Source organism: Kocuria sp. HMSC066H03, assembly GCF_001812045.1.
Lineage (GTDB): Bacteria > Actinomycetota > Actinomycetes > Actinomycetales > Micrococcaceae > Kocuria > Kocuria rhizophila.
This window is the reverse complement of record NZ_KV807506.1, coordinates 988,643-1,006,641: the sequence shown is the minus strand read 5'-3', so window position 1 is coordinate 1,006,641 and position 17,999 is coordinate 988,643. Positions and strand designations below refer to the sequence as shown.

Genomic DNA, 17,999 nt, shown 5'->3' with positions numbered 1-17,999 from the left:
TGCGTGGTGCACCGCCCCGAACCCTGCAGCTCGGACGACGGCGCCGTGCCCCCGAGCATCCTCAGCTCACCGGGGCGTGTCAACGGGGTTCAACGATGGCACCCACTCGTCACCCGGCAGCCGCGAGCGCGTGCTGCACCCACGCCGTCACGGGCCCTGGAGCCCACCGCCCCACGCCCCGGGCCTCCCCCACCGGACGGGCGCCGCGCAGGGCATTGGTCACGAACACCTCCGACACCTCAGCGAGGTCCGCGAGTGCGATGGCCCGTTCGCGGACCTCGTACCCGGCGGACCGCAGCGCCGCGATCACCCGGGCGCGCATCACCCCGGGCAGGATCCTGCCGTCAGCGGGCGGGGTGGTGACCACGCCGCCGCGCACCACGAACACATTGGCCCGCCCGGTCTCCAGCACCGTGCCGTCCTCGTCCACCAGCAGCGGGTCGCACACCGGGGACCACGGGCCGGGTGCCGCGTCCAGGGCGCCGCGGTCCGCCCACTTGTGGCACCCCCACCCGCCGGGCACCACCACCGGGCGCAGCACCCACGGCTCCACGGGAGGGGCCACGTCGGGCGGATCGAGCGGGGCTCGGGTCATCTCGATGCGCAGACTCCCGGCCTCCGGAACCGCCGTGACCCGCATCCGGTGCCGGCCCTCCAGGGCGGCGGCGCACCGGATGATCCGCTCCTCGAGCCCGCCAGGCAGGTCACAGGAGAAGCATGCACGAACGCTGCTCTGGAGCCGGGCCAGGTGCTCCGCCAGCTGCTCCGGCCGCCCGTCACGGACGAGCATCGTGGTGAACACGCCCGGAGCAGGATCGGGGCTCGCGCGGAGAACAGGCGCGTCCCGCAGGACGGGTGCCCGGCCCGACGACGCCGCCCCGCCCGGGTTTCCCGCGCCCGCTCGCCCGGTGAATTCGCCGCACTGGGAGGCACCGCCCACGCACGCCGGGGTCGCCACCTCCGAGGACTCCGCGTGCTCCCGCCACTCGCGGGTCAGCTCCTCCCCGAACCGGGCACCCACCGCATCCAGCAGCGGGGCGGCCTTCACGAGGGTCTCGAACGCCTCCCCGCCCGGGTCCGAGTCCGCGACGATCCCGCCACCCACGCCCAGCCGCACGGCCCCACCGGAGAACTCGAAGGTCCGGATGGCCACGTTCACCGCCAGACCCGCCACCGGGCTCACACACCCGATGCCCCCGGTGTAGACGCCCCGCGCGGTGGTCTCGAGCTCGTTGATGATCTCGGTGGCGCGGATCTTGGGCGCCCCCGTGCACGAGCCGGGTGGGAACGTGGAACGCAGCAGGGCGGCGTCGTCCAGCCCGGGGCGCAGCGTGCCGTGGACGTCCGCGACCAGGTGGTGGACGCCCGTGTGCGGCTCCACGCGCGGCACGGCGGGGCTCAGGACGGAGCCGGAGACGCACGCGCGGGAGAGGTCGTTGCGCATGAGGTCCACGATCATCACGTTCTCCGCGCGGTTCTTGGCGGAGGCGTGCAGCTCGCGGGGGTCCGAGTCCGCGGGCGCCGTGCCCTTGATCGGGGAGGTCAGCACGGCGCGGCCGGTGCGGCGCAGGTAGAGCTCGGGCGAGAGGCTGGCCACCGCGCCGCCCGGCACGCGCAGGAACGCGGCGAAACGCGGCCGCAGCCGCTTGTACCCAGCGCAGAACAGGTCCAGCGGGTCGCCGTCGAATGCCGCCGTGAGCTCGCGGCAGATGTTCGCCTGGAAGATGTCGCCATCCCGGATGTGGGTCAGCGCCCGCCGCACGGCCTCGGCGTGGGCCGTGCCGGTCACAGCGGCCTCGAACGGCTCGCAGCGGTACGGCCGCGAGGCGGGAGCCTCTCCGGCGGGCGACGCCGCGGGGCCGCCCGCGAGCGCCCGCTCCACGAGCGCGACGGTCCGCCGCACCCGGCCCGGATCCGTGCCGGGGAGGGACTCGCAGTACCAGCGGTCCGCGGCGGCGTCGTGCACCAGGACGTGGTCGTAGTGAGCCAGATGGTGCTCCGGCAGGGCACCGGAGCGCGGAGGCGCGGGCGGGAGGGTCTCCAACCGGCGCGAGAGCTGGTAGCCCAGGTAGCCGATCCACCCGCCGTCGAACCGGGCGGGGTCTTCGGCGGTGAGGGCGGCGTCATCGTCCGCGGCGCCCAGCGCGGCGAACGGGTCCTCATCCGCACCCAATACACGTGTGGGCCGGATACCGATGACCGCATCCCCGTGAAGCCAGTCCCCGAACAGCGCCGCGAGCCCGGGTTCATCGCGCAGCGCACGCAGCATCTGCACGGGACTCACACGGTGCGGCAGGGCGGTGCGGGGCACGGGTTCCTCTCGGGGCAGGGCTGGCCGAGCCCATGATACGAACGAACCGCCCCGCAGGCGTGCGCGGGGCGGCTCGTTGGACGGGGCGGGGACGGCGTCGCCGTCCCGGGGCACGACTGCGGGCCCGGAGATCCGCATGGCCGCCCGCGCCGCGCGGTGCTCAGATCTTGACGACCATCTTGCCCTTGTTCGCGCCCTTCATCATGTCCAGGAACGCGTCCACGGCGTGGTCCAGGCCCTCCACCACGGTCTCGTCGTGGGTGACCTTGCCGGAGGTGAACCACTCGCCCATCCGCTGGCGGTACTCCTGGGCGATGTCCGTGTGGTCGCCCATGGTGAAGCCCTCCAGCATGAGGGAGTTCTTGATGATGTTCCCCATGTTGTCCGGGCCGCAGGGACGCTCGGTGGAGTTGTACTGGCTGATCGCGCCGCACACGGCCACGCGTCCGTGACGGTTGAGCACGTCCAGTGCGGCCTCCAGGTGGTCGCCGCCCACGTTGTCGTAGTAGACGTCCACGCCGTCCTCGCCCACGGCCTGCGCGAGCTGCTCACGGATGGGGGCGTCCTTGTAGTTGAGCACCTTGTCGAAGCCGTACTTCTCGGTGAGCATCTGTGCCTTCTCGTCCGAGCCGGCCGAGCCGATCACGTAGGAGGCGCCCAGCAGCTTGGCGATCTGCCCTGCGGTGGAGCCCACCGCCCCCGCGGCACCGGAGACGAACACGCGGTCCCCCTCCTTCAGCCCGGCAATGCGGGTGAGCCCGGTGTAGGCGGTCATCCCAGTCATGCCCAGGACGCCCAGGTACACGGACAGCTCCGCGTTCGGAAGTTCCTCGACCTTGGTGAACTCGTCCGCGGAGCCCTGGGCGAGGTCGCGCCAGCCGTACTGGTGCAGCACGGGGGTGCCCTCCGGGAGCTCCTCGGCGCGGGACTCGACCACGCGGCCGATGGCCCCGCCGGTCATGGTCTCGTTCAGGGCGAACGGCGGGATGTAGCTCTTCTCGTCCCGCATGCGACCGCGCATGTACGGGTCCACGGACATGAACTCGTTGCGCACGCGCACCTGGCCGTCCTCGAGCTCGGGCAGGTCAACGGTGACGGTGCGGAAGTTCTCGTGCTCCGGCCACCCCTCGGGCCGGGAGACGAGCTGGATCTGAGTGCTGGTGGAATCGTTGTTAGCCATGTCTGTATCGTGGCACGCTCGATCGCTTTCCGCAGCAACAATTCGCGTGGAGCGGACGGCGCGGAATGCGGGAATAACCGATCGGTAACTTGTGTCTCCTAACCGGCCCAGGATGTGCGGTGCGCCACGCTCAGGAGACGGACGGTGGGAGGCGAGCGGGCGTCGTCGTCACCCGTGTCCGCCCCACCTCCGGCAACGACACCACCCGACCGGCTCCCGCACGCGCTGCCCTTCCAGCGCGTCCCACGGCATCCGGCTCCCCCTCGCGCAGCAGCGCCCCGAGCGCCCGGGTGTGAGGAAACCGTGAGGATCCGCAGGGTGCGCGTATGGGTTCCGTGAGGGGGCCTCCCCCGGCGGTGGGGGCGGGCGTCTACTGAGGTTCTGCACCCAGGGAGGGTGCGGCGGCCGTGGTCCTGCGGCCGGTGATCTCCGATCGGAGCCAGCAGTGCTTGATGTCGTGTACGTCCTGGGCGTGGTCGCCCTGTTCATGGTCGTGGTGATGGTGGGCAAGGCGGTGGACAAGCTGTGATCGTGCTCAGCGGCATCGCGTTCGTGCTGGGCGTCGCGGCGATCGCGTACCTGGTCTTCGCCCTGGTGAACCCGGAGAGCTTCTGATGGAGTGGGTTCCCTTCCTCGCCTCGGCGGGCACGCTGGTGCTGGCTCTCGCGCTGGCCTACCGGCCCCTGGGCGACTACATGGCGTGGGTCTTCCAAACCCGCACGCACTGGGCCCCGGAGCGGGTCCTCTACAGGCTGACCGGCGTGGCCGCGGACCAGGAGCAGTCCTGGCAGGCGTACCTGCGCGCGGTGCTGTACTTCTCCCTGGCGGGCGTGCTGCTGCTGTACCTGCTGCAGCGCACCCAGAAGTGGCTGCCGTTCTCCACGGGCGCGGACAACCCGGAGCCGGGGGTCGCGTTCAACACGGCCATCTCCTTCGTGACCAACACCAACTGGCAGGCGTACTCGGGTGAGAACCTCGCGTACACCGTGCAGTTCGCGGGCCTGGCGGTGCAGAACTTCGTCTCCGCCGCCACGGGCATCGCGGTGGCGGTGGCCCTGGTGCGCGGCTTCGCGTACCGGCGCAGCGGCACCATCGGCAACTTCTGGGTGGACCTCACCCGCACCACGGTGCGCGTGCTGCTGCCGCTGTCGGTGCTGGGCGCACTGGCGCTGATCGCGGGCGGTGTGGTGCAGAACTTCGACGGCTTCACGGACGTCACCACCGTGGCCGGCGGCACCCAGTCCATCCCGGGCGGGCCGGTGGCCTCCCAGGAGGTCATCAAGGAGCTGGGCACCAACGGCGGCGGCTTCTACAACGCCAACGCCTCCCACCCGTTCGAGAACCCCACCGGGTGGACCAGCCTCTTCGAGTGCTTCCTGATCCTGGTGATCCCGTTCGCCCTGCCCCGCACGTTCGGGCGCCTGGTGGGGGACAACCGCCAGGGGTACGCGATCCTCGCGGTCATGGGCGTGCTGTACCTGGCCTCGCTGTTCGCGCTCGCGGTGTTCGAGTCCGCCGGGCAGGGCACCGCACCCGAGCTCGCGGGTGGCCCCATGGAGGGCAAGGAGGCCCGCTTCGGCATTCCCCAGTCCGTGATCTTCGCGGCCACCACCACGCTGACCTCCACGGGTGCGGTGAACTCCATGCACGACTCCTACACCGCCCTGGGCGGGATGGTCCCCATGCTCAACATGCTCCTGGGCGAGGTGGCCCCCGGCGGTGTGGGCTCCGGGCTCTACGGGATGCTCGTGATCGCGGTGATCGCCGTGTTCGTGGCCGGGCTGCTGGTGGGGCGCACCCCCGAGTACCTGGGCAAGAAGATCGGCCCGCGCGAGATGAAGCTCGCGAGCCTCTACATCCTGGTGATGCCCGTGCTGGTGCTCGCCGGGGTGGGTCTGAGCTTCGGGATCCCCGCGCTGCGGAACAGCATCGAGAACGAGTCCCTGACCAACACCGGCCCGCACGGGCTCTCCGAGGTGCTCTACGCGTTCGCGTCCGGCGCCAACAACAACGGCTCGGCGTTCGCGGGCCTCACCGCGGACACCCCGTGGCTCACCGCCGCGATCGGCGTGGCCATGCTCTTTGGCCGGTTCATCCCGATCGCCCTGGTGCTGGCCCTGGCCGGCTCCCTCGCGGCGCAGGAGAAGGTTCCCGCGACCGCGGGCACCCTGCCCACGCACCGGCCCCTGTTCGTGGGGCTCACCGCGGGCACCGCGGTCCTGGTGACCGCCCTCGTGTTCTTCCCCGTTCTCACGCTGGGTCCCCTGGCAGAAGGTCTGATGCAGTCATGAGCACCACCCTCACCGAAGCACGCCCCGAGGCCCCCGCGGCCCGCCCGCCCGCACCCCGCACAACGCTCACCTGGCAGCAGCTGCGCGAGGCTCTGCCCGGTGCCGTGCGCAAGCTCGACCCCCGCACCCAGTGGCACAACCCCGTGATGTTCATCGTGTGGGTGGGTGCCGTGGTCACCACGGTGTTCGCCGTGGCGGAGCTGTTCGCCGGCGGCGCGCAGGACTCCGGCGGCACCGCGGTGCCCGGCGCGTTCACGTGGGCGATCGCCGTGTGGCTGTGGCTCACCGTGGTCTTCGCGAACCTCGCGGAGTCCATCGCGGAGGGCCGCGGCAAGGCCCAGGCGGAGTCCCTGCGCCAGACGCGCACCAGCACCACCGCGCACCGCGTGCGGGACTACGACGACGCCGCGGACCCGGGTGCCCAGCACGCGGTCACCGAGGAGGCGTCCTCGGCGGACCTCACCCTGGGTGACGTGGTGGTGGTCTCCGCGGGCGAGCTGATCCCCGGGGACGGGGACATCGTGTGGGGCATCGCGAGCGTGGACGAGTCCGCGATCACCGGCGAGTCCGCCCCCGTGGTGCGCGAGTCCGGAGGGGACCGCTCCGCGGTGACCGGTGGCACGCGCGTGCTCTCGGACCGGATCGTCGTGCGGATCACCTCCAAGCCCGGTGAGACGTTCGTGGACCGGATGATCTCCCTGGTGGAGGGCGCCGCCCGCCAGCGCACCCCCAACGAGATCGCCCTGAACATCCTGCTGGCGTCCCTGTCCATCGTGTTCGTGGTGGTCACGCTGAGCCTGAACCCGATTGCCTCCTACCCCGCGAGCCCCGCGAGCGTGACCGTGCTGATCGCGCTGCTCGTGTGCCTGATCCCCACGACCATCGGCGCGCTGCTCTCCGCGATCGGCATCGCGGGCATGGACCGGCTGGTGCAGCGCAACGTGCTGGCCATGTCCGGGCGCGCCGTGGAGGCCGCCGGGGACGTGACCACCCTGCTGCTCGACAAGACCGGCACCATCACGTACGGCAACCGCCGCGCCACCGCGTTCGTCCCGCTCACCGGGGTGGCCGAGGAGGAGCTCGTGCACGCCGCGGCGCTATCGTCCCTGGCGGACCCCACGCCCGAGGGCTCCTCGATCGTGGACCTGGCCCGCGAGCGCGGGGCGAGCCTGGATCAGGAGGCCGCGGGCGACGTCGTGCCCTTCACCGCGCAGACGCGGATGTCCGGGCTGGACCTGCCGGACGGATCGCAGATTCGCAAGGGCGCGGGGTCGGCGATCGTCGCGTGGCTTTCGGAGGACGGCGCGCAGCCGGGCGACGCCGCCCGCGGTGAGCTCCAGGAGCGCGTCACCGAGATCTCCCGCTCGGGCGGCACCCCGCTGGTGGTCGCGCACAAGCGGGCCGACGGCGCGGCGCGCGTGCTCGGCGTGGTGCACCTCAAGGACGTGGTCAAGGAGGGGCTCACCGAGCGCTTCGCGCAGCTGCGCGCCATGGGCATCCGCACCGTGATGGTCACGGGTGACAACCCCCTGACCGCCGCGGCGATCGCGGAGGAGGCCGGCGTGGACGACTACCTCGCGGAGGCCACCCCGGAGCAGAAGCTCGCGTACATCCGCACGGAGCAGGAGGGCGGGAACCTCGTGGCCATGACCGGGGACGGCACCAACGACGCCCCCGCGCTGGCCCAGGCGGACGTTGGCGTGGCCATGAACACCGGCACCTCCGCGGCCAAGGAGGCCGGGAACATGGTGGACCTGGACTCGGACCCCACCAAGCTCATCGACATCGTGGCCATCGGCAAGCAGCTGCTCATCACCCGCGGGGCGCTCACCACGTTCTCGATCGCCAACGACATCGCCAAGTATTTCGCGATCATCCCCGCCATCTTCATCGGGGTGTTCCCGGGGCTCGCGGTGCTCAACGTGATGGGCCTGCACTCACCGGCCTCCGCGGTGCTCTCCGCCGTGATCTTCAACGCGATCGTGATCGTGTTCCTGGTCCCGCTGGCCCTGCGGGGTGTGAAGTACCGGCCCATGAACGCGTCCAAGACCCTGGGGCGCAACCTCGCGGTCTACGGGCTGGGCGGGATCATCACGCCCTTCCTGGGGATCTGGCTGATCGACCTGGTGGTCCGGCTGATCCCGGGCTTCTGAGCCGGCCCCCACCCCGCACCACAGAGATTTCGAGTCGTCGAGAAAGAAGCGATCGTCATGAGCATTGCCGCACACTCCTCCGGGCGCACCATGTCGGTGGCCGTCCGCACCCTGATCGTGCTCACCCTGCTGCTGGGCGTGGGCTACACCGCGGTGGTCACGGGGCTCGGGTACCTCGCGTTCCCCGAGCAGAGCCACGGGTCCATGATGACGGACGGCAACGGTGAGGTCCGGGGGTCCTCGCTGATCGGGCAGTCCTTCACGGACGCGGACGGCAAGCCCCTGCCGCAGTACTTCCAGCCCCGCCCCTCGGCCGCCGGGGACGCGGGGTACGACGCGTCGTCGTCCTCCGGCACCAACTGGGGCCCCGAGAACGAAAACCTGGTGGAGGCCATCACCCAGCGCAAGCAGGCGATCGCGGAGCTCAACGGGGTGCCCGAGTCCGAGGTCCCCGCGGACGCCCTGACCGCCTCCTCCTCCGGTCTGGACCCCCACATCAGCGCGCGCTACGCGGACATCCAGATCGAGCGCGTGGCCCGGGAGCGGGGTCTTCCGGTAGAACAGGTGCGGGAGCTCGTGGGCCAGCACACCAAGAACCCCGATCTGGGCTACGTGGGTGACCGCGTGGTGAACGTGGCCGAGCTCAACCTGGCACTGGACGAGACGAGGCGCTGACATGACCGCACCGGGGCGGCTGAGGGTGCTGCTCGGCGCCGCCCCCGGCGTGGGCAAGACGTGCACGATGCTCGCGGAGGGCAGGCGGCTGCTGGCCGAGGGCAGGGACGTGGTGATCGGCGTCGTGGAGACCCACGGCCGCGCGGCCACCGCCGCCATGACCGAGGGTCTGCCGCAGGTCCCCCGGCTGCGCACCCGCTACCGGGACGTGGAGCTGGAGGAGATGGACGTGGCCGCCGTGCTGGAGCGCGCCCCGGACATCGCCCTGGTGGACGAGCTCGCCCACACCAACGCCCCCGGCTCGGAGCACGAGAAGCGCTGGGAGGACGTCCAGCAGCTGCTCGCCGCGGGGATCGACGTGATCTCCACCGTGAACATCCAGCACATCGAGTCCCTCAACGACGTGGTGGAGCGGATCACCGGCGCGCCCCAGCGGGAGACCGTGCCGGACCGGTTCCTGCGCGGCGCCCACCAGATCGAAGTGGTGGACCTGGCGCCCCAGGTGCTGCGGGACCGGCTCGCGGAGGGGCTCGTGTACCCCGCCGAGCGCGTGGACGCGGCGCTGTCCCACTACTTCCGCCTGGGCAACCTCACCGCGCTGCGCGAGCTCGCGCTGCTGTGGCTCGCGGACGAGGTGGACCAGGCGCTCATGCACTACCGCCGCGAGCACGACATCGACGGCACGTGGGAGGCCCGCGAGCGCGTCGTCGTCGCCCTGACGGGCGGGCCCGAGGGCGAGACCCTGCTGCGCCGCGGCGCCCGGGTGGCGGCCCGCTCGGCGGGCGGTGACCTGCTGGCCGTGCACGTGATCGCGCAGGACGGCGTGCGCGCCGACAACCCCGCGGCGCTCGCGCAGCAGCGGGCGCTTGTGGAGAAGCTCGGCGGGACCTACCACCAGGTGGTGGGGGACGACGTCCCTGCGGCGCTCGTGGAGTTCGCCCGCTCGGTCAACGCCACGCAGCTGGTGCTGGGCACCAGCCGCCGCAGCCGGCTCGCGGCGGCCTTCACGGGTCCGGGCATCGGGGCCACGGTCACCAAGGAGTCCGGGGAGATCGACGTGCACATGGTCGCCCACGCGCAGGCGGGCGGGCAGTTCACGCTCCCGCCGCTGGGCGGTGCGCTCTCCGCACGACGCCGCGTGCTCGGCTTCCTGGTGGCGCTGCTGGGCGGTCCGGTGCTCACCGTGGCGCTGGCCGGGGCGCGCTCCCCGGACGCCATCACGAGCGACGTGCTCGCGTACCAGCTGCTCGTGGTGGTCGTGGCGCTCGTGGGCGGGATCTGGCCCGCACTGTTCGCGGCGGTGCTCTCCGGGCTCACCCTGGACTACTTCTTCATCGACCCCGTCCACACCATCACCATCGCCGATCCCCTGCACCTGCTCGCACTGATCCTCTACACGGTGATCGCGGCGCTCGTGAGCTTCGTGGTGGACCGTGCGGCCCGCTACACCCGCACCGCCCGCCGGGCCGCCGCGGAGTCCGAACTGATCCAGAGCATCGCGGGCAGCGTGCTGCGCGGCGAGGACGCCGTGCAGGCCCTCGTGGACCGCGCGCACGAGGTGTTCCGCGTTCCGGGGGTGCGCATCATGGCGGGAGACACGGTGGTCGCGAGCGCGGGGGACGTGGGGCCCGGGGACGAGCCCACGGTCATGCCCCTGGATGGCGGCGGGTCCCTGGAGCTGCACGGCGGGCACCTGGCCTCGTCCGAGCGGCGGCTGCTGAGCGTCGTCGCCGTGCAGATGAGTGCGGCCCTGGAGCGGCAGCGGCTGCAGGCGGCGGCCGAGGAGATCGGGCCGATCGCGGCGTCGGACCGGGTGCGCGGGGCGCTGCTGTCCGCGCTGAGCCACGACTTGCGCCGTCCGCTGGCGTCCGCCACGGCGGCGGTGGGCGGGCTGCGCGCGGCCGGGGACTCGCTCACGCCGGAGGACCGGCAGGAGCTCATGGACACCGCGGACGAGAGCCTCACCGCGCTGGCCACCCTGGTCAACGACCTGCTGGACGTGAGCCGCGTGCAGGCGGGCGTGCTGTCCCTGGGCACCACGTCCACAGACCCGGCGGACTCGGTGGCCTCCGCGCTGGACGAGCTGCAGCTGGGGCCCTCCGAGGTGCGCCTGGACCTGGCCCACCACGGCGCCACGGTGCTCGCGGACCCGGTGCTGCTGCAGCGCGCGCTCGTGAATCTGCTGGCCAACGCCGAGCGGCACACCCCCGAGGGCGTTCCGGTCTCGGTCACCACCAGCACGTTCGCGGACCGCCTGGAGATCCGCGTGATCGACCACGGCCCGGGGATCGCCCCCGAGCGCCACGACGAGATGTTCGTGCCCTTCCAGCGCCTCGGGGACACGGACAACACCACGGGCCTGGGGCTCGGGCTCGCGCTGTCCCGCGGTTTCGTGGAGGCCATGCAGGGCACGCTCACCCCGGAGGACACCCCGGGCGGCGGGCTGACCATGGTGGTCTCCCTGCCGCTGGAGACGCTCGGGACGACGACGCCGCCCGCGGACTCCGCGCCCGAGGCGCCGGTCGCGCGCGGGGCGGGGACAGCGGCGTCGTCCGCCGGGACCGACGAACGGGAAGGGGCGCACGGTGAAGATCCTCATCGCGGATGACGACCCGCAGATCTTGCGGGCGCTGCGGATCATCCTGGGAGCCAAGGGCTACCGGGTGATCACGGCCGCGAACGGTGCGGAGGCCGTGAGCGCGGCGGTGGACGAGCAGCCGGACATGTTCCTGCTGGACCTGGGCATGCCGCAGCTGGACGGCATCGAGGTGATCCAGGGAATCCGGGGCTGGTCCCAGGCGCCCATCCTGGTGGTCTCCGGGCGCACGGGCGCGGCGGACAAGGTGCAGGCGCTGGACACCGGGGCGGACGACTACATCACCAAGCCGTTCGCGATCGACGAGCTGCTGGCCCGCATCCGGGCGCTGACCCGGCGGATCCCGCAGGAGAAGACCGTGGCGGTCGTGCGGCTCGGGGACGTGACGGTGGATTTGGCCACCCACAGCGTAACCCGGGCGGTAGCGGGCGGGGTCAAGCAGATCCGGCTCACGCCCACGGAGTGGCAGGTCATGGAGGTGCTGCTGCGCAACGCGGGCAAGCTGGTGACCCGGCAGACGCTGCTCACCCACGTGTGGGGCACCGAGCACGTGCAGGACAGCGGGTACCTGCGGCTCTACATCTCGCAGCTGCGCAAGAAGCTGGAGGCGGACCCGGCCAACCCCCGGCACATCCTCACAGAGCAGGGAATGGGGTACCGACTGGTGGGCGTGGAGGTGTGAGTCGGTCGCGCGGCGTGCGCCCGCGCGGTTCGACGTGGCGCCGCGATGGGGCCCACGCTCTCCTAGCGTCTCCGCGGTGTGCTGGAACGGACCGGTTCAGCCCTGGTGCGCCTTCATGCGGGGGTTCTTCTTGTTGATCACGTACGTCTTCCCGCGGCGGCGCACCACCTGCGAGCCGGGGATCTTCTTGAGGGAGCGGAGGGAGTTGCGGACCTTCACGGGGGTCTCCTTGCGTCGGGTTTTTTGCGAACAGTTCTCAGATTACCATTCGCGCCCCCGCTCGGGACGACGACGACGCCGCACGCGGGCTCCCAAGCGCCCCGCACCCGGGTGGGGCGCTGGGGCAGGGGGCGCTCGGGCGCGGGGCGGGGAGAGGGGGCCTGGCGGCGTCGTCGTCCGCTGTGGTCCGCCGGGGCGTCAGCGGCGCGGGGCGAGCTCGTCCTCCACGACCCACTTGTGGTTCTTCATGGTCATGCCGTCGGCCTCGTAGTCGACCATGTAGACGGTCTGGGTGGTGGAGGAGGCGATGGTGCCCGTGGCACCCTTCATGCCGGGCATGTGGTCCGCCTCGATGGTGACCTCGGTGCCGTCCGCGAGGCGCTCCGAACCGACGCCCTTGAGCTCCTCCTGGACCACCCACTTGTGGTTGGTGACCTCAGGCCCGCCGTCCGTGGGGGTGTAGTTCACGGCGTAGGTCACGGTTTTGTAGGCGCCCACCACGGTGGCCGGGGCGTCCTTCATGCCCTCCATGTGATCGGTGGTCAGCGTAACCTGCGTGCCCACGGGGTAGGTGGGCTTCTCCGCGGCGGCGATACCCTCCGGGGCGGGGCCGCCGTCCATGGCGTGCATGTGCTCCTGGCCGTGAGCGTGCCCGCCCTGGCTCGCACTGGGCGTGCCGCTCGCGGGTGACGACGCCGCCTGGCTCGTCGCGCTGGAGCTCGCGCTGGTCTCGTGGCCCTCGTGGGCGGAGTGGTCCGCGGAATCGGAACCGGCGGAGCAGGCGGTGGCGGTCACCAGGATGGCGAGGCCGGCGAGGGTGAGGGGAAGTCGACGCATGGGACGGATCCTTTCTGTGGGCCCTCCCGGGTTTCTGGACCCCGGTACGGGCGGGTTTCTGGTCGGAATGCGCGGTGGCAGCGGGGCCCCGCTGCGGGAGTTCCCTACAGCAGAGTGCCGAGGGAGGCGACGAAGCCACCGAGCATGAAGGCGCTGATGCCGTACGCCAGCGGGCGGTTGTCCATGGGGCCGCCGCCGGAGGCGTGGTGGGTGATGGCGTGGCCCTTGCCGCGGCGCAGCAGGGCCTTGTTCACCGGGTAAGCGGCGAAGAACGCGATCACGAGGGACAGGGCCATGGAGCCCCAGAACAGGGCATCCAGCAGGCCGGCGTCCATGGCGCCGGGGACCAGCCACATCACGAGGTTGTCCACGACCTCCATGGTGAGGATGGAGACGGTGTCCGCGGCGAGCACGAGGCGCAGCGCCTGGCCCACGCTGATGCCGGAGCGCAGCAGGGGCAGGGAGGACAAGGCGTAGCCGAACACAAAGGCCAGGGCGATGGCCACGGCGGTGCTCGTGACATTGCCCCACCCGAACACGGTGGCCAGGATCAGGCCGAGGATCTCACCGATGGAGCAGCCGGTGAGGCAGTGGAGGGTGGCGCTGGCGGCCATGTTGGACATGTCGTGGCCGGAGTGGTCGGAGGTGGTGTGGTCGTGCATGTCGTGACCCGTGTGGGGGTCTGGGTGGTTGGTCGGGTGGGTGGTAGCGGCCGTGTTCATGCCATCGACTATATACCCAAGGGGGGTATACAACACGGTGCTTTACCTCACTCTTGACACCCAGTGTTTGAGCAGCAATCTCTACACTGAGGTTTCGAGCCATGAGACGGCCACTAGAGAGACACGAGAGCGGTGCTGCATGACCTCACCCAATGCCCGACCCAGTGAAGTTCCCACGTGGCCCGAACTCATGGGCCTCGTCATGAACGTTCTGGAGCCTGGAGAGACCCTCCACCGCAAGGAGATCTTCGAACGAGCTGCCCGCCTCGCTCACCTCAGCGAGAAAGCTCTCCAAGAGCGACTCAACAGCGGCGAGCTCAACTACGAACACCGCATGAGTTGGGTCCTCACCCATCTGGCCCGAGCCAACCTCGTGGACAAGCCATCCCGTGGGCACTATCGCCTCAATGCCGCGGGTCGTCAGTTTCATTCAGAGCATCCGGATGGCATGACGTACAGTTCAGCGAACACCTATTTCAAGTCGTATTGGAAGAAAGAGGCACATTCAACGGCCACTCCCGCCCTGGTGACTGATGTCGCTGAAATTGACCCCCTGGAGAAAATTGACCAGGGCTTCGAGCAACTGACTACCAAAACCGGCGAGGAGCTACTTCAGCGCCTCCGGGGCTCACACCCTGACTTCTTCGAAGAGGCTGTTGTTCAGGTTCTTCTCAAGATGGGCTACGGAGGCATTGAAGAGCGCGGGCGGCGTATCGGAGGCACGGGCGATGGCGGCGTCGATCGTGTTATCGATCAGGACCCATTGGGGTTGAACCAAATCTATATACAGGCGAAGCGCTATGCGGAAACCAACTCGGTGGGCCGTGAAGCGCTGCAGGCCTTCGTAGGGGCTCTGCATGTCAAGGGAGCACCGCGAGGTATTTTCATCACCACTAGCACCTTCACCGCCTTGGCTAAGGAGTATGCATCGTTGGTGCAACCCCGCCCTATCCTCATCGACGGCGCCCGGTTGGTCGCGCTCATGATCAAGTACCGGGTGGGCGTTCAAGTGAAACAAACGTACGAGGTTTTGGCTGTGGACGAGGATTTCTTTGAATAGCCACCCCGCACATCTCAGCTGCCGAGATACAGTCCGCGCCCGTCCTTTCGTCCCATTGGTTCCCGCGACAGGTTCAGTGGTTAGGACCCTTCGCCCTCGCTCATAGATGCGAACACTGCATCGGCGAAAGCATCGTTGTGGAACCGTGAAAATGCACCCCGCCCTTTCCGCAGTTGGCCCAGCGCCAGCGATCGTGCAGCACGCAGGACACCGGGGATCCGCAGCAACTCGGGGACGGCATGGAAACCCTCCAGTTCAACCGACCTCACCGTGCCCGCTGAGCGGTAACGACCGTGGGTGGTGACGAGTGCGGTGATCTCAGCCGGCAGATCCCCGTGGGGCCCTATGTTGAGGACCGTGTAGAGCACCCACTCACCGGCATCGCCCCTCCACTCCCCCAGGAACAGCACTTCCACGCTGTGGATGCTGAGGGTGGCCAACCGTCGATTCCGTGGGCCCTTCGAGGTGTGAGGCATGGCCGTCAAGGTCCAGGACGTTCCCTCCCCCCACATCCGGCGAAGGGATGACCGCGCTGATATAAGCCGCCACGGTAGAAACCACGGCCTCGCCCTGAGGGTGACGCATGAGCTGGTCCAGCTTGTTCCGCGAACGCAACCTGCGGCGCGCAAGGGCAATTCTTTGCGGGTCGACGTGCAGTCCCGTGTAGTCCTCATCCGCTGTCAGCCACTCCGCCTGGGCCTGCTTGTCGATCAGCAAGTCCAGACGTGAACTCCCGAGCGACTGTGAGAGGAGCAAGAGGTTGCGTAGGAGGACCCCGTCAGCTTCTCGCGCGGACACGACGGCGCGTTCCATCCGGTCGAGATCCTCTGCAATAACCGGCGCGAACCTCACGGACACGATGTCCGACCACCGTCGACGATGATCCATCAAGCGGCGAGGGAAATTCACCGTCTTGCCCACGTACTCCTCGCCATTGGCAAACACGAGGACATAGATTCCAGAAGTGAACCCCACATCAAACAGGGCCGACGCCCTCAGCCCGGAGGGGACATCCCACTCTTTGAAATGCAATGACGAGGAATCCATGGATCGACTCTAGGAGGGGGCACCGACTGGCACAGAGGCGCCGGTACGCACCCACCCGGCCCCGCGGCGTCGTCGTCCCCCGAACAACCGCGCAACGAAAAGGGGCCCGCGGCACACGCCACGAGCCCCCAAAGGAGCAACCGTCAGTCCACCGCCAGCCGCCCCCGCTTGGCGTGCGGGTGCCGCCCGTGGACAGCGTGGTACAGAACAGCCGCCACGACCACCAGTACCGCCAGCACCGTGTACATGGTGCCGAACCCGGTGGCGGAGAGCAGCAGGCCCAGGACCACGGGGCCAATGCCCACGCCCACGTCCATGAGCAGCAGCAGGGTGGAGATGCCGGTGCCCAGCTTGTGGGCGGGCACCGCGCTCACGGCGATAGCCTGCGCGGCCGGCATGAGCGTGCCGTAGCCCAGACCGGTCATGGCGCCGGCCACGACCACCTGCCAGTCCTGGGTGGCCACAGCAAGGATGCCCAGCGCCACAGCGAAGCAGATGAGGCCCAGGTACACCACCACGTTGTCCCCGCGCTGGTCCTGCACCTTGCCCAGCACCAGGCGCATGATCAGCATGGCCACGGCGTACGCCACGAAGAACAGGGCGGCACCCGTGGTGACACCGCGCTCCTCGGCGTAGGCGTTGAGGTAGGTGATCACGCCCGCGTAGCAGACGCCCACCACCAGCATGAAGGAGCCGATGGGCAGCACGGACGGGTGCGCGATGTCGCTCAGGGAGAACTTCGAGCGTTCCGCCTTCGCCTCCTGGTGTGCCAGCGGCTCGCGCAGGAAGATGCCCAGCACCAGGCCGAGCACCGCGGTGGCCAGGGTGGTCCAGAACAGCCACGTGTAGTCCAGGTTGCCCACCAGGAACAGCCCCAGGGCGGGACCGATCGCCGTCGCCAGCGTGGTGCCCAGCGCGAAGTACCCGGTGCCCTCGCCGCGGCGGGAGTCGGGGATCACGGACTGCGCGATCGTCATCACGGCGGTGCTCGCGAACGCGTAGCCGAAGCCGTGGACCATGCGCACCGCGATCAGCACGGGCAGCGATCCCGCCGGGATGTACAGCGCGCACGCCACGGCCACGACCACCAGGGCGATCAGCAGCATCCGCCGCCGCCCGAGCGCGTCCACCAGGTAGCCGGACACGAGCCGCGCCAGGGTGGCACCCACCACGAACGCGCTGGACGCGAAGCCGCCCACCGCGTCCGAGGCCGCAAAGCTCTTCACCGCGTACAGCGCCATGGTGGTGACCAGCATGTAGAAGGTCAGGTACTGCAGGAAGTTGACCACCCACGCCACCACGAACGTGGGCGTGACCAGCCGCTCGGGCCCCGCGGAGTGCGCCGGGCCGGACCTGCTGTGCTCCACCACCACGGGCAGCTGGCCGGTGGGTACGTGCTCCTGGGTGTCGACGGACACGGGCGCCTCCTGGGGGTCTCGGATTTGTATAGTGCAAAATACTACTCAGAGATTTGTATAATGCAATCCCGGAGTCTCCGTTCCGTACGCACGTGCCCCCACCTCCGCGTCCGCCCCCGTCACGACGACGCCGTTCCCCACCCCCGCGGCCCCCGCACCCCGCGCGCGGACCGCGGACGAACGAGAAATGAAAGGATGGACCCGTGCAGAGCGAGGATTCCGTGAGCGAGCTGGTCTACGAGCACATGCTGCTCTCCCGATACGCCCTCCAGGGCGCGCCCCCGCAGTCACGCACCGAGGCGCTGGACCGCAGCTCCACCGTGCTCCTCGCCCGCCTGCAGGCCGGCGGCCCCATGAGCGTGGCCGAGCTCGCGCAGTCCTTCGGCCTGGACATCTCCACCGTCCACCGCCAGGTGGCCGCCGCCATGAAGAGCGGGCTGATCGAGCGCATCAAGGACCCCGAGGGTGGCGTGGCCCGCAAGCACCGCCCCACCGAGGAGGGCCTGCGGCGCCTCGAGGAGGAGTTCCACGCCCGCCGGGAGTCCTTCGAGCGCTTCACGCGGGACTGGTCCGCGGAGGACGTCGCCACCCTGGCCCACCTCCCCCGCCGCTTCAACGAGAGTGTGGAGGCGAGCCTCGGCCACAGCTGGCCGCGCGACTACCCCACCGAGTCCTAGCGCACGACGCCGCCCGGGCCGTCCGCGCGCGGTGCCGCCGGATCCGCAGGAGCCCCGCGAACCCCCTCCCGGCGCGGTCCAGCCCCACGCTTTCCCGCCATACGACCCCGGCACCCCGCCGCAGGCAGAGG

The 17,999-nt window shown here is 70.1% G+C and carries 15 protein-coding genes; 8 read left to right on the top strand and 7 right to left on the bottom strand.

All coding sequences use genetic code 11. The features are described from left to right. Window positions 1-109: 109 nt before the first annotated feature. Complete coding sequence (locus HMPREF2833_RS07895) at window positions 110-2,311, bottom strand: chorismate-binding protein (protein ID WP_246829098.1); 2,202 nt, start codon at window positions 2,309-2,311, stop codon at window positions 110-112. Window positions 2,312-2,471: 160 nt separating this feature from the next. After that, window positions 2,472-3,491, bottom strand: a complete 1,020-nt coding sequence (locus tag HMPREF2833_RS07890) for an NADP-dependent oxidoreductase (protein ID WP_059281272.1) — start codon at window positions 3,489-3,491, stop codon at window positions 2,472-2,474. Window positions 3,492-4,016: 525 nt separating this feature from the next. On the opposite strand from HMPREF2833_RS07890, the gene HMPREF2833_RS07885 reads away from it, so the two are divergent. Genes HMPREF2833_RS07885 through HMPREF2833_RS07860 form a run of 6 tightly spaced genes read left to right on the top strand, consistent with a single transcriptional unit; the run spans window position 4,017 to window position 11,888 of the window. Then, window positions 4,017-4,106, top strand: coding sequence for a potassium-transporting ATPase subunit F (locus HMPREF2833_RS07885; protein ID WP_065118165.1), 90 nt, complete (start codon window positions 4,017-4,019; stop codon window positions 4,104-4,106). Continuing rightward, entirely contained in the window at window positions 4,106-5,782 is a 1,677-nt protein-coding gene (kdpA, locus tag HMPREF2833_RS07880; RefSeq protein ID WP_070637292.1) for a potassium-transporting ATPase subunit KdpA, read from the top strand. The genes HMPREF2833_RS07885 and kdpA overlap by 1 nt, the downstream gene beginning before the upstream one ends. Continuing rightward, entirely contained in the window at window positions 5,779-7,935 is a 2,157-nt protein-coding gene (gene kdpB, locus HMPREF2833_RS07875) for a potassium-transporting ATPase subunit KdpB (RefSeq protein ID WP_070637290.1), read from the top strand. Before kdpA ends, kdpB begins: the two co-directional genes overlap by 4 nt. A 57-nt stretch (window positions 7,936-7,992) precedes the next feature. Then, window positions 7,993-8,610 carry a potassium-transporting ATPase subunit KdpC gene (gene kdpC / locus HMPREF2833_RS07870; protein ID WP_047978199.1) on the top strand — a complete coding sequence of 206 codons (618 nt, stop codon included), beginning with the start codon at window positions 7,993-7,995 and terminating at the stop codon, window positions 8,608-8,610. Between the two features lies 1 nt (window position 8,611). Beyond that, entirely contained in the window at window positions 8,612-11,218 is a 2,607-nt protein-coding gene (locus HMPREF2833_RS07865; RefSeq protein WP_070637288.1) for an ATP-binding protein, read from the top strand. Then, window positions 11,196-11,888, top strand: coding sequence for a response regulator (locus tag HMPREF2833_RS07860; RefSeq protein ID WP_070637287.1), 693 nt, complete (start codon window positions 11,196-11,198; stop codon window positions 11,886-11,888). Before HMPREF2833_RS07865 ends, HMPREF2833_RS07860 begins: the two co-directional genes overlap by 23 nt. A 96-nt stretch (window positions 11,889-11,984) precedes the next feature. Here the strand turns inward: HMPREF2833_RS07860 and ykgO are convergent, their stop codons facing one another. From ykgO to HMPREF2833_RS07845, 3 genes are all read right to left on the bottom strand, one after another. Continuing rightward, complete coding sequence (ykgO, locus tag HMPREF2833_RS07855; RefSeq protein ID WP_070637286.1) at window positions 11,985-12,107, bottom strand: type B 50S ribosomal protein L36; 123 nt, start codon at window positions 12,105-12,107, stop codon at window positions 11,985-11,987. Between the two features lie 198 nt (window positions 12,108-12,305). Continuing rightward, the gene (locus HMPREF2833_RS07850; protein ID WP_059281277.1) at window positions 12,306-12,944 is read right to left on the bottom strand and encodes a YdhK family protein; all 639 of its coding nucleotides are present in this window, start codon (window positions 12,942-12,944) and stop codon (window positions 12,306-12,308) included. Between the two features lie 104 nt (window positions 12,945-13,048). Next, window positions 13,049-13,666 carry a DUF4396 domain-containing protein gene (locus HMPREF2833_RS07845; protein WP_223110094.1) on the bottom strand — a complete coding sequence of 206 codons (618 nt, stop codon included), beginning with the start codon at window positions 13,664-13,666 and terminating at the stop codon, window positions 13,049-13,051. Between the two features lie 139 nt (window positions 13,667-13,805). On the opposite strand from HMPREF2833_RS07845, the gene HMPREF2833_RS07840 reads away from it, so the two are divergent. Then, complete coding sequence (locus HMPREF2833_RS07840) at window positions 13,806-14,726, top strand: restriction endonuclease (protein ID WP_070637285.1); 921 nt, start codon at window positions 13,806-13,808, stop codon at window positions 14,724-14,726. Window positions 14,727-15,098: 372 nt separating this feature from the next. On the opposite strand, the gene HMPREF2833_RS12385 is transcribed toward HMPREF2833_RS07840, so the two are convergent. Both HMPREF2833_RS12385 and HMPREF2833_RS07830 read right to left on the bottom strand, forming a co-directional pair. Then, window positions 15,099-15,773 carry a GIY-YIG nuclease family protein gene (locus HMPREF2833_RS12385; RefSeq protein WP_059281279.1) on the bottom strand — a complete coding sequence of 225 codons (675 nt, stop codon included), beginning with the start codon at window positions 15,771-15,773 and terminating at the stop codon, window positions 15,099-15,101. Window positions 15,774-15,916: 143 nt separating this feature from the next. Next, window positions 15,917-17,191 (bottom strand): MFS transporter, encoded by a 1,275-nt coding sequence (locus HMPREF2833_RS07830; protein WP_101888152.1) that lies wholly within the window; start codon window positions 17,189-17,191, stop codon window positions 15,917-15,919. A 203-nt stretch (window positions 17,192-17,394) separates the two neighbouring features. On the opposite strand from HMPREF2833_RS07830, the gene HMPREF2833_RS07825 reads away from it, so the two are divergent. Continuing rightward, window positions 17,395-17,868 carry a MarR family winged helix-turn-helix transcriptional regulator gene (locus HMPREF2833_RS07825; protein WP_083310962.1) on the top strand — a complete coding sequence of 158 codons (474 nt, stop codon included), beginning with the start codon at window positions 17,395-17,397 and terminating at the stop codon, window positions 17,866-17,868. The last annotated feature ends 131 nt before the right edge of the window (window positions 17,869-17,999 follow it).

Excerpts from the sequence above, each read along its gene's own strand:
- kdpA (WP_070637292.1), top strand. The coding sequence starts at position 4,106 with ATGGAGTGGGTTCCCTTCCTCGCCTCGGCGGGCACGCTGGTGCTGGCT.
- HMPREF2833_RS07850 (WP_059281277.1), bottom strand. The coding sequence starts at position 12,944 with ATGCGTCGACTTCCCCTCACCCTCGCCGGCCTCGCCATCCTGGTGACC.
- HMPREF2833_RS07840 (WP_070637285.1), top strand. The coding sequence starts at position 13,806 with ATGACCTCACCCAATGCCCGACCCAGTGAAGTTCCCACGTGGCCCGAA.
- HMPREF2833_RS07890 (WP_059281272.1), bottom strand. The coding sequence starts at position 3,491 with ATGGCTAACAACGATTCCACCAGCACTCAGATCCAGCTCGTCTCCCGG.
- HMPREF2833_RS12385 (WP_059281279.1), bottom strand. The coding sequence starts at position 15,773 with ATGGATTCCTCGTCATTGCATTTCAAAGAGTGGGATGTCCCCTCCGGG.
- HMPREF2833_RS07865 (WP_070637288.1), top strand. The coding sequence starts at position 8,612 with ATGACCGCACCGGGGCGGCTGAGGGTGCTGCTCGGCGCCGCCCCCGGC.
- kdpC (WP_047978199.1), top strand. The coding sequence starts at position 7,993 with ATGAGCATTGCCGCACACTCCTCCGGGCGCACCATGTCGGTGGCCGTC.
- kdpB (WP_070637290.1), top strand. The coding sequence starts at position 5,779 with ATGAGCACCACCCTCACCGAAGCACGCCCCGAGGCCCCCGCGGCCCGC.
- HMPREF2833_RS07845 (WP_223110094.1), bottom strand. The coding sequence starts at position 13,666 with ATGAACACGGCCGCTACCACCCACCCGACCAACCACCCAGACCCCCAC.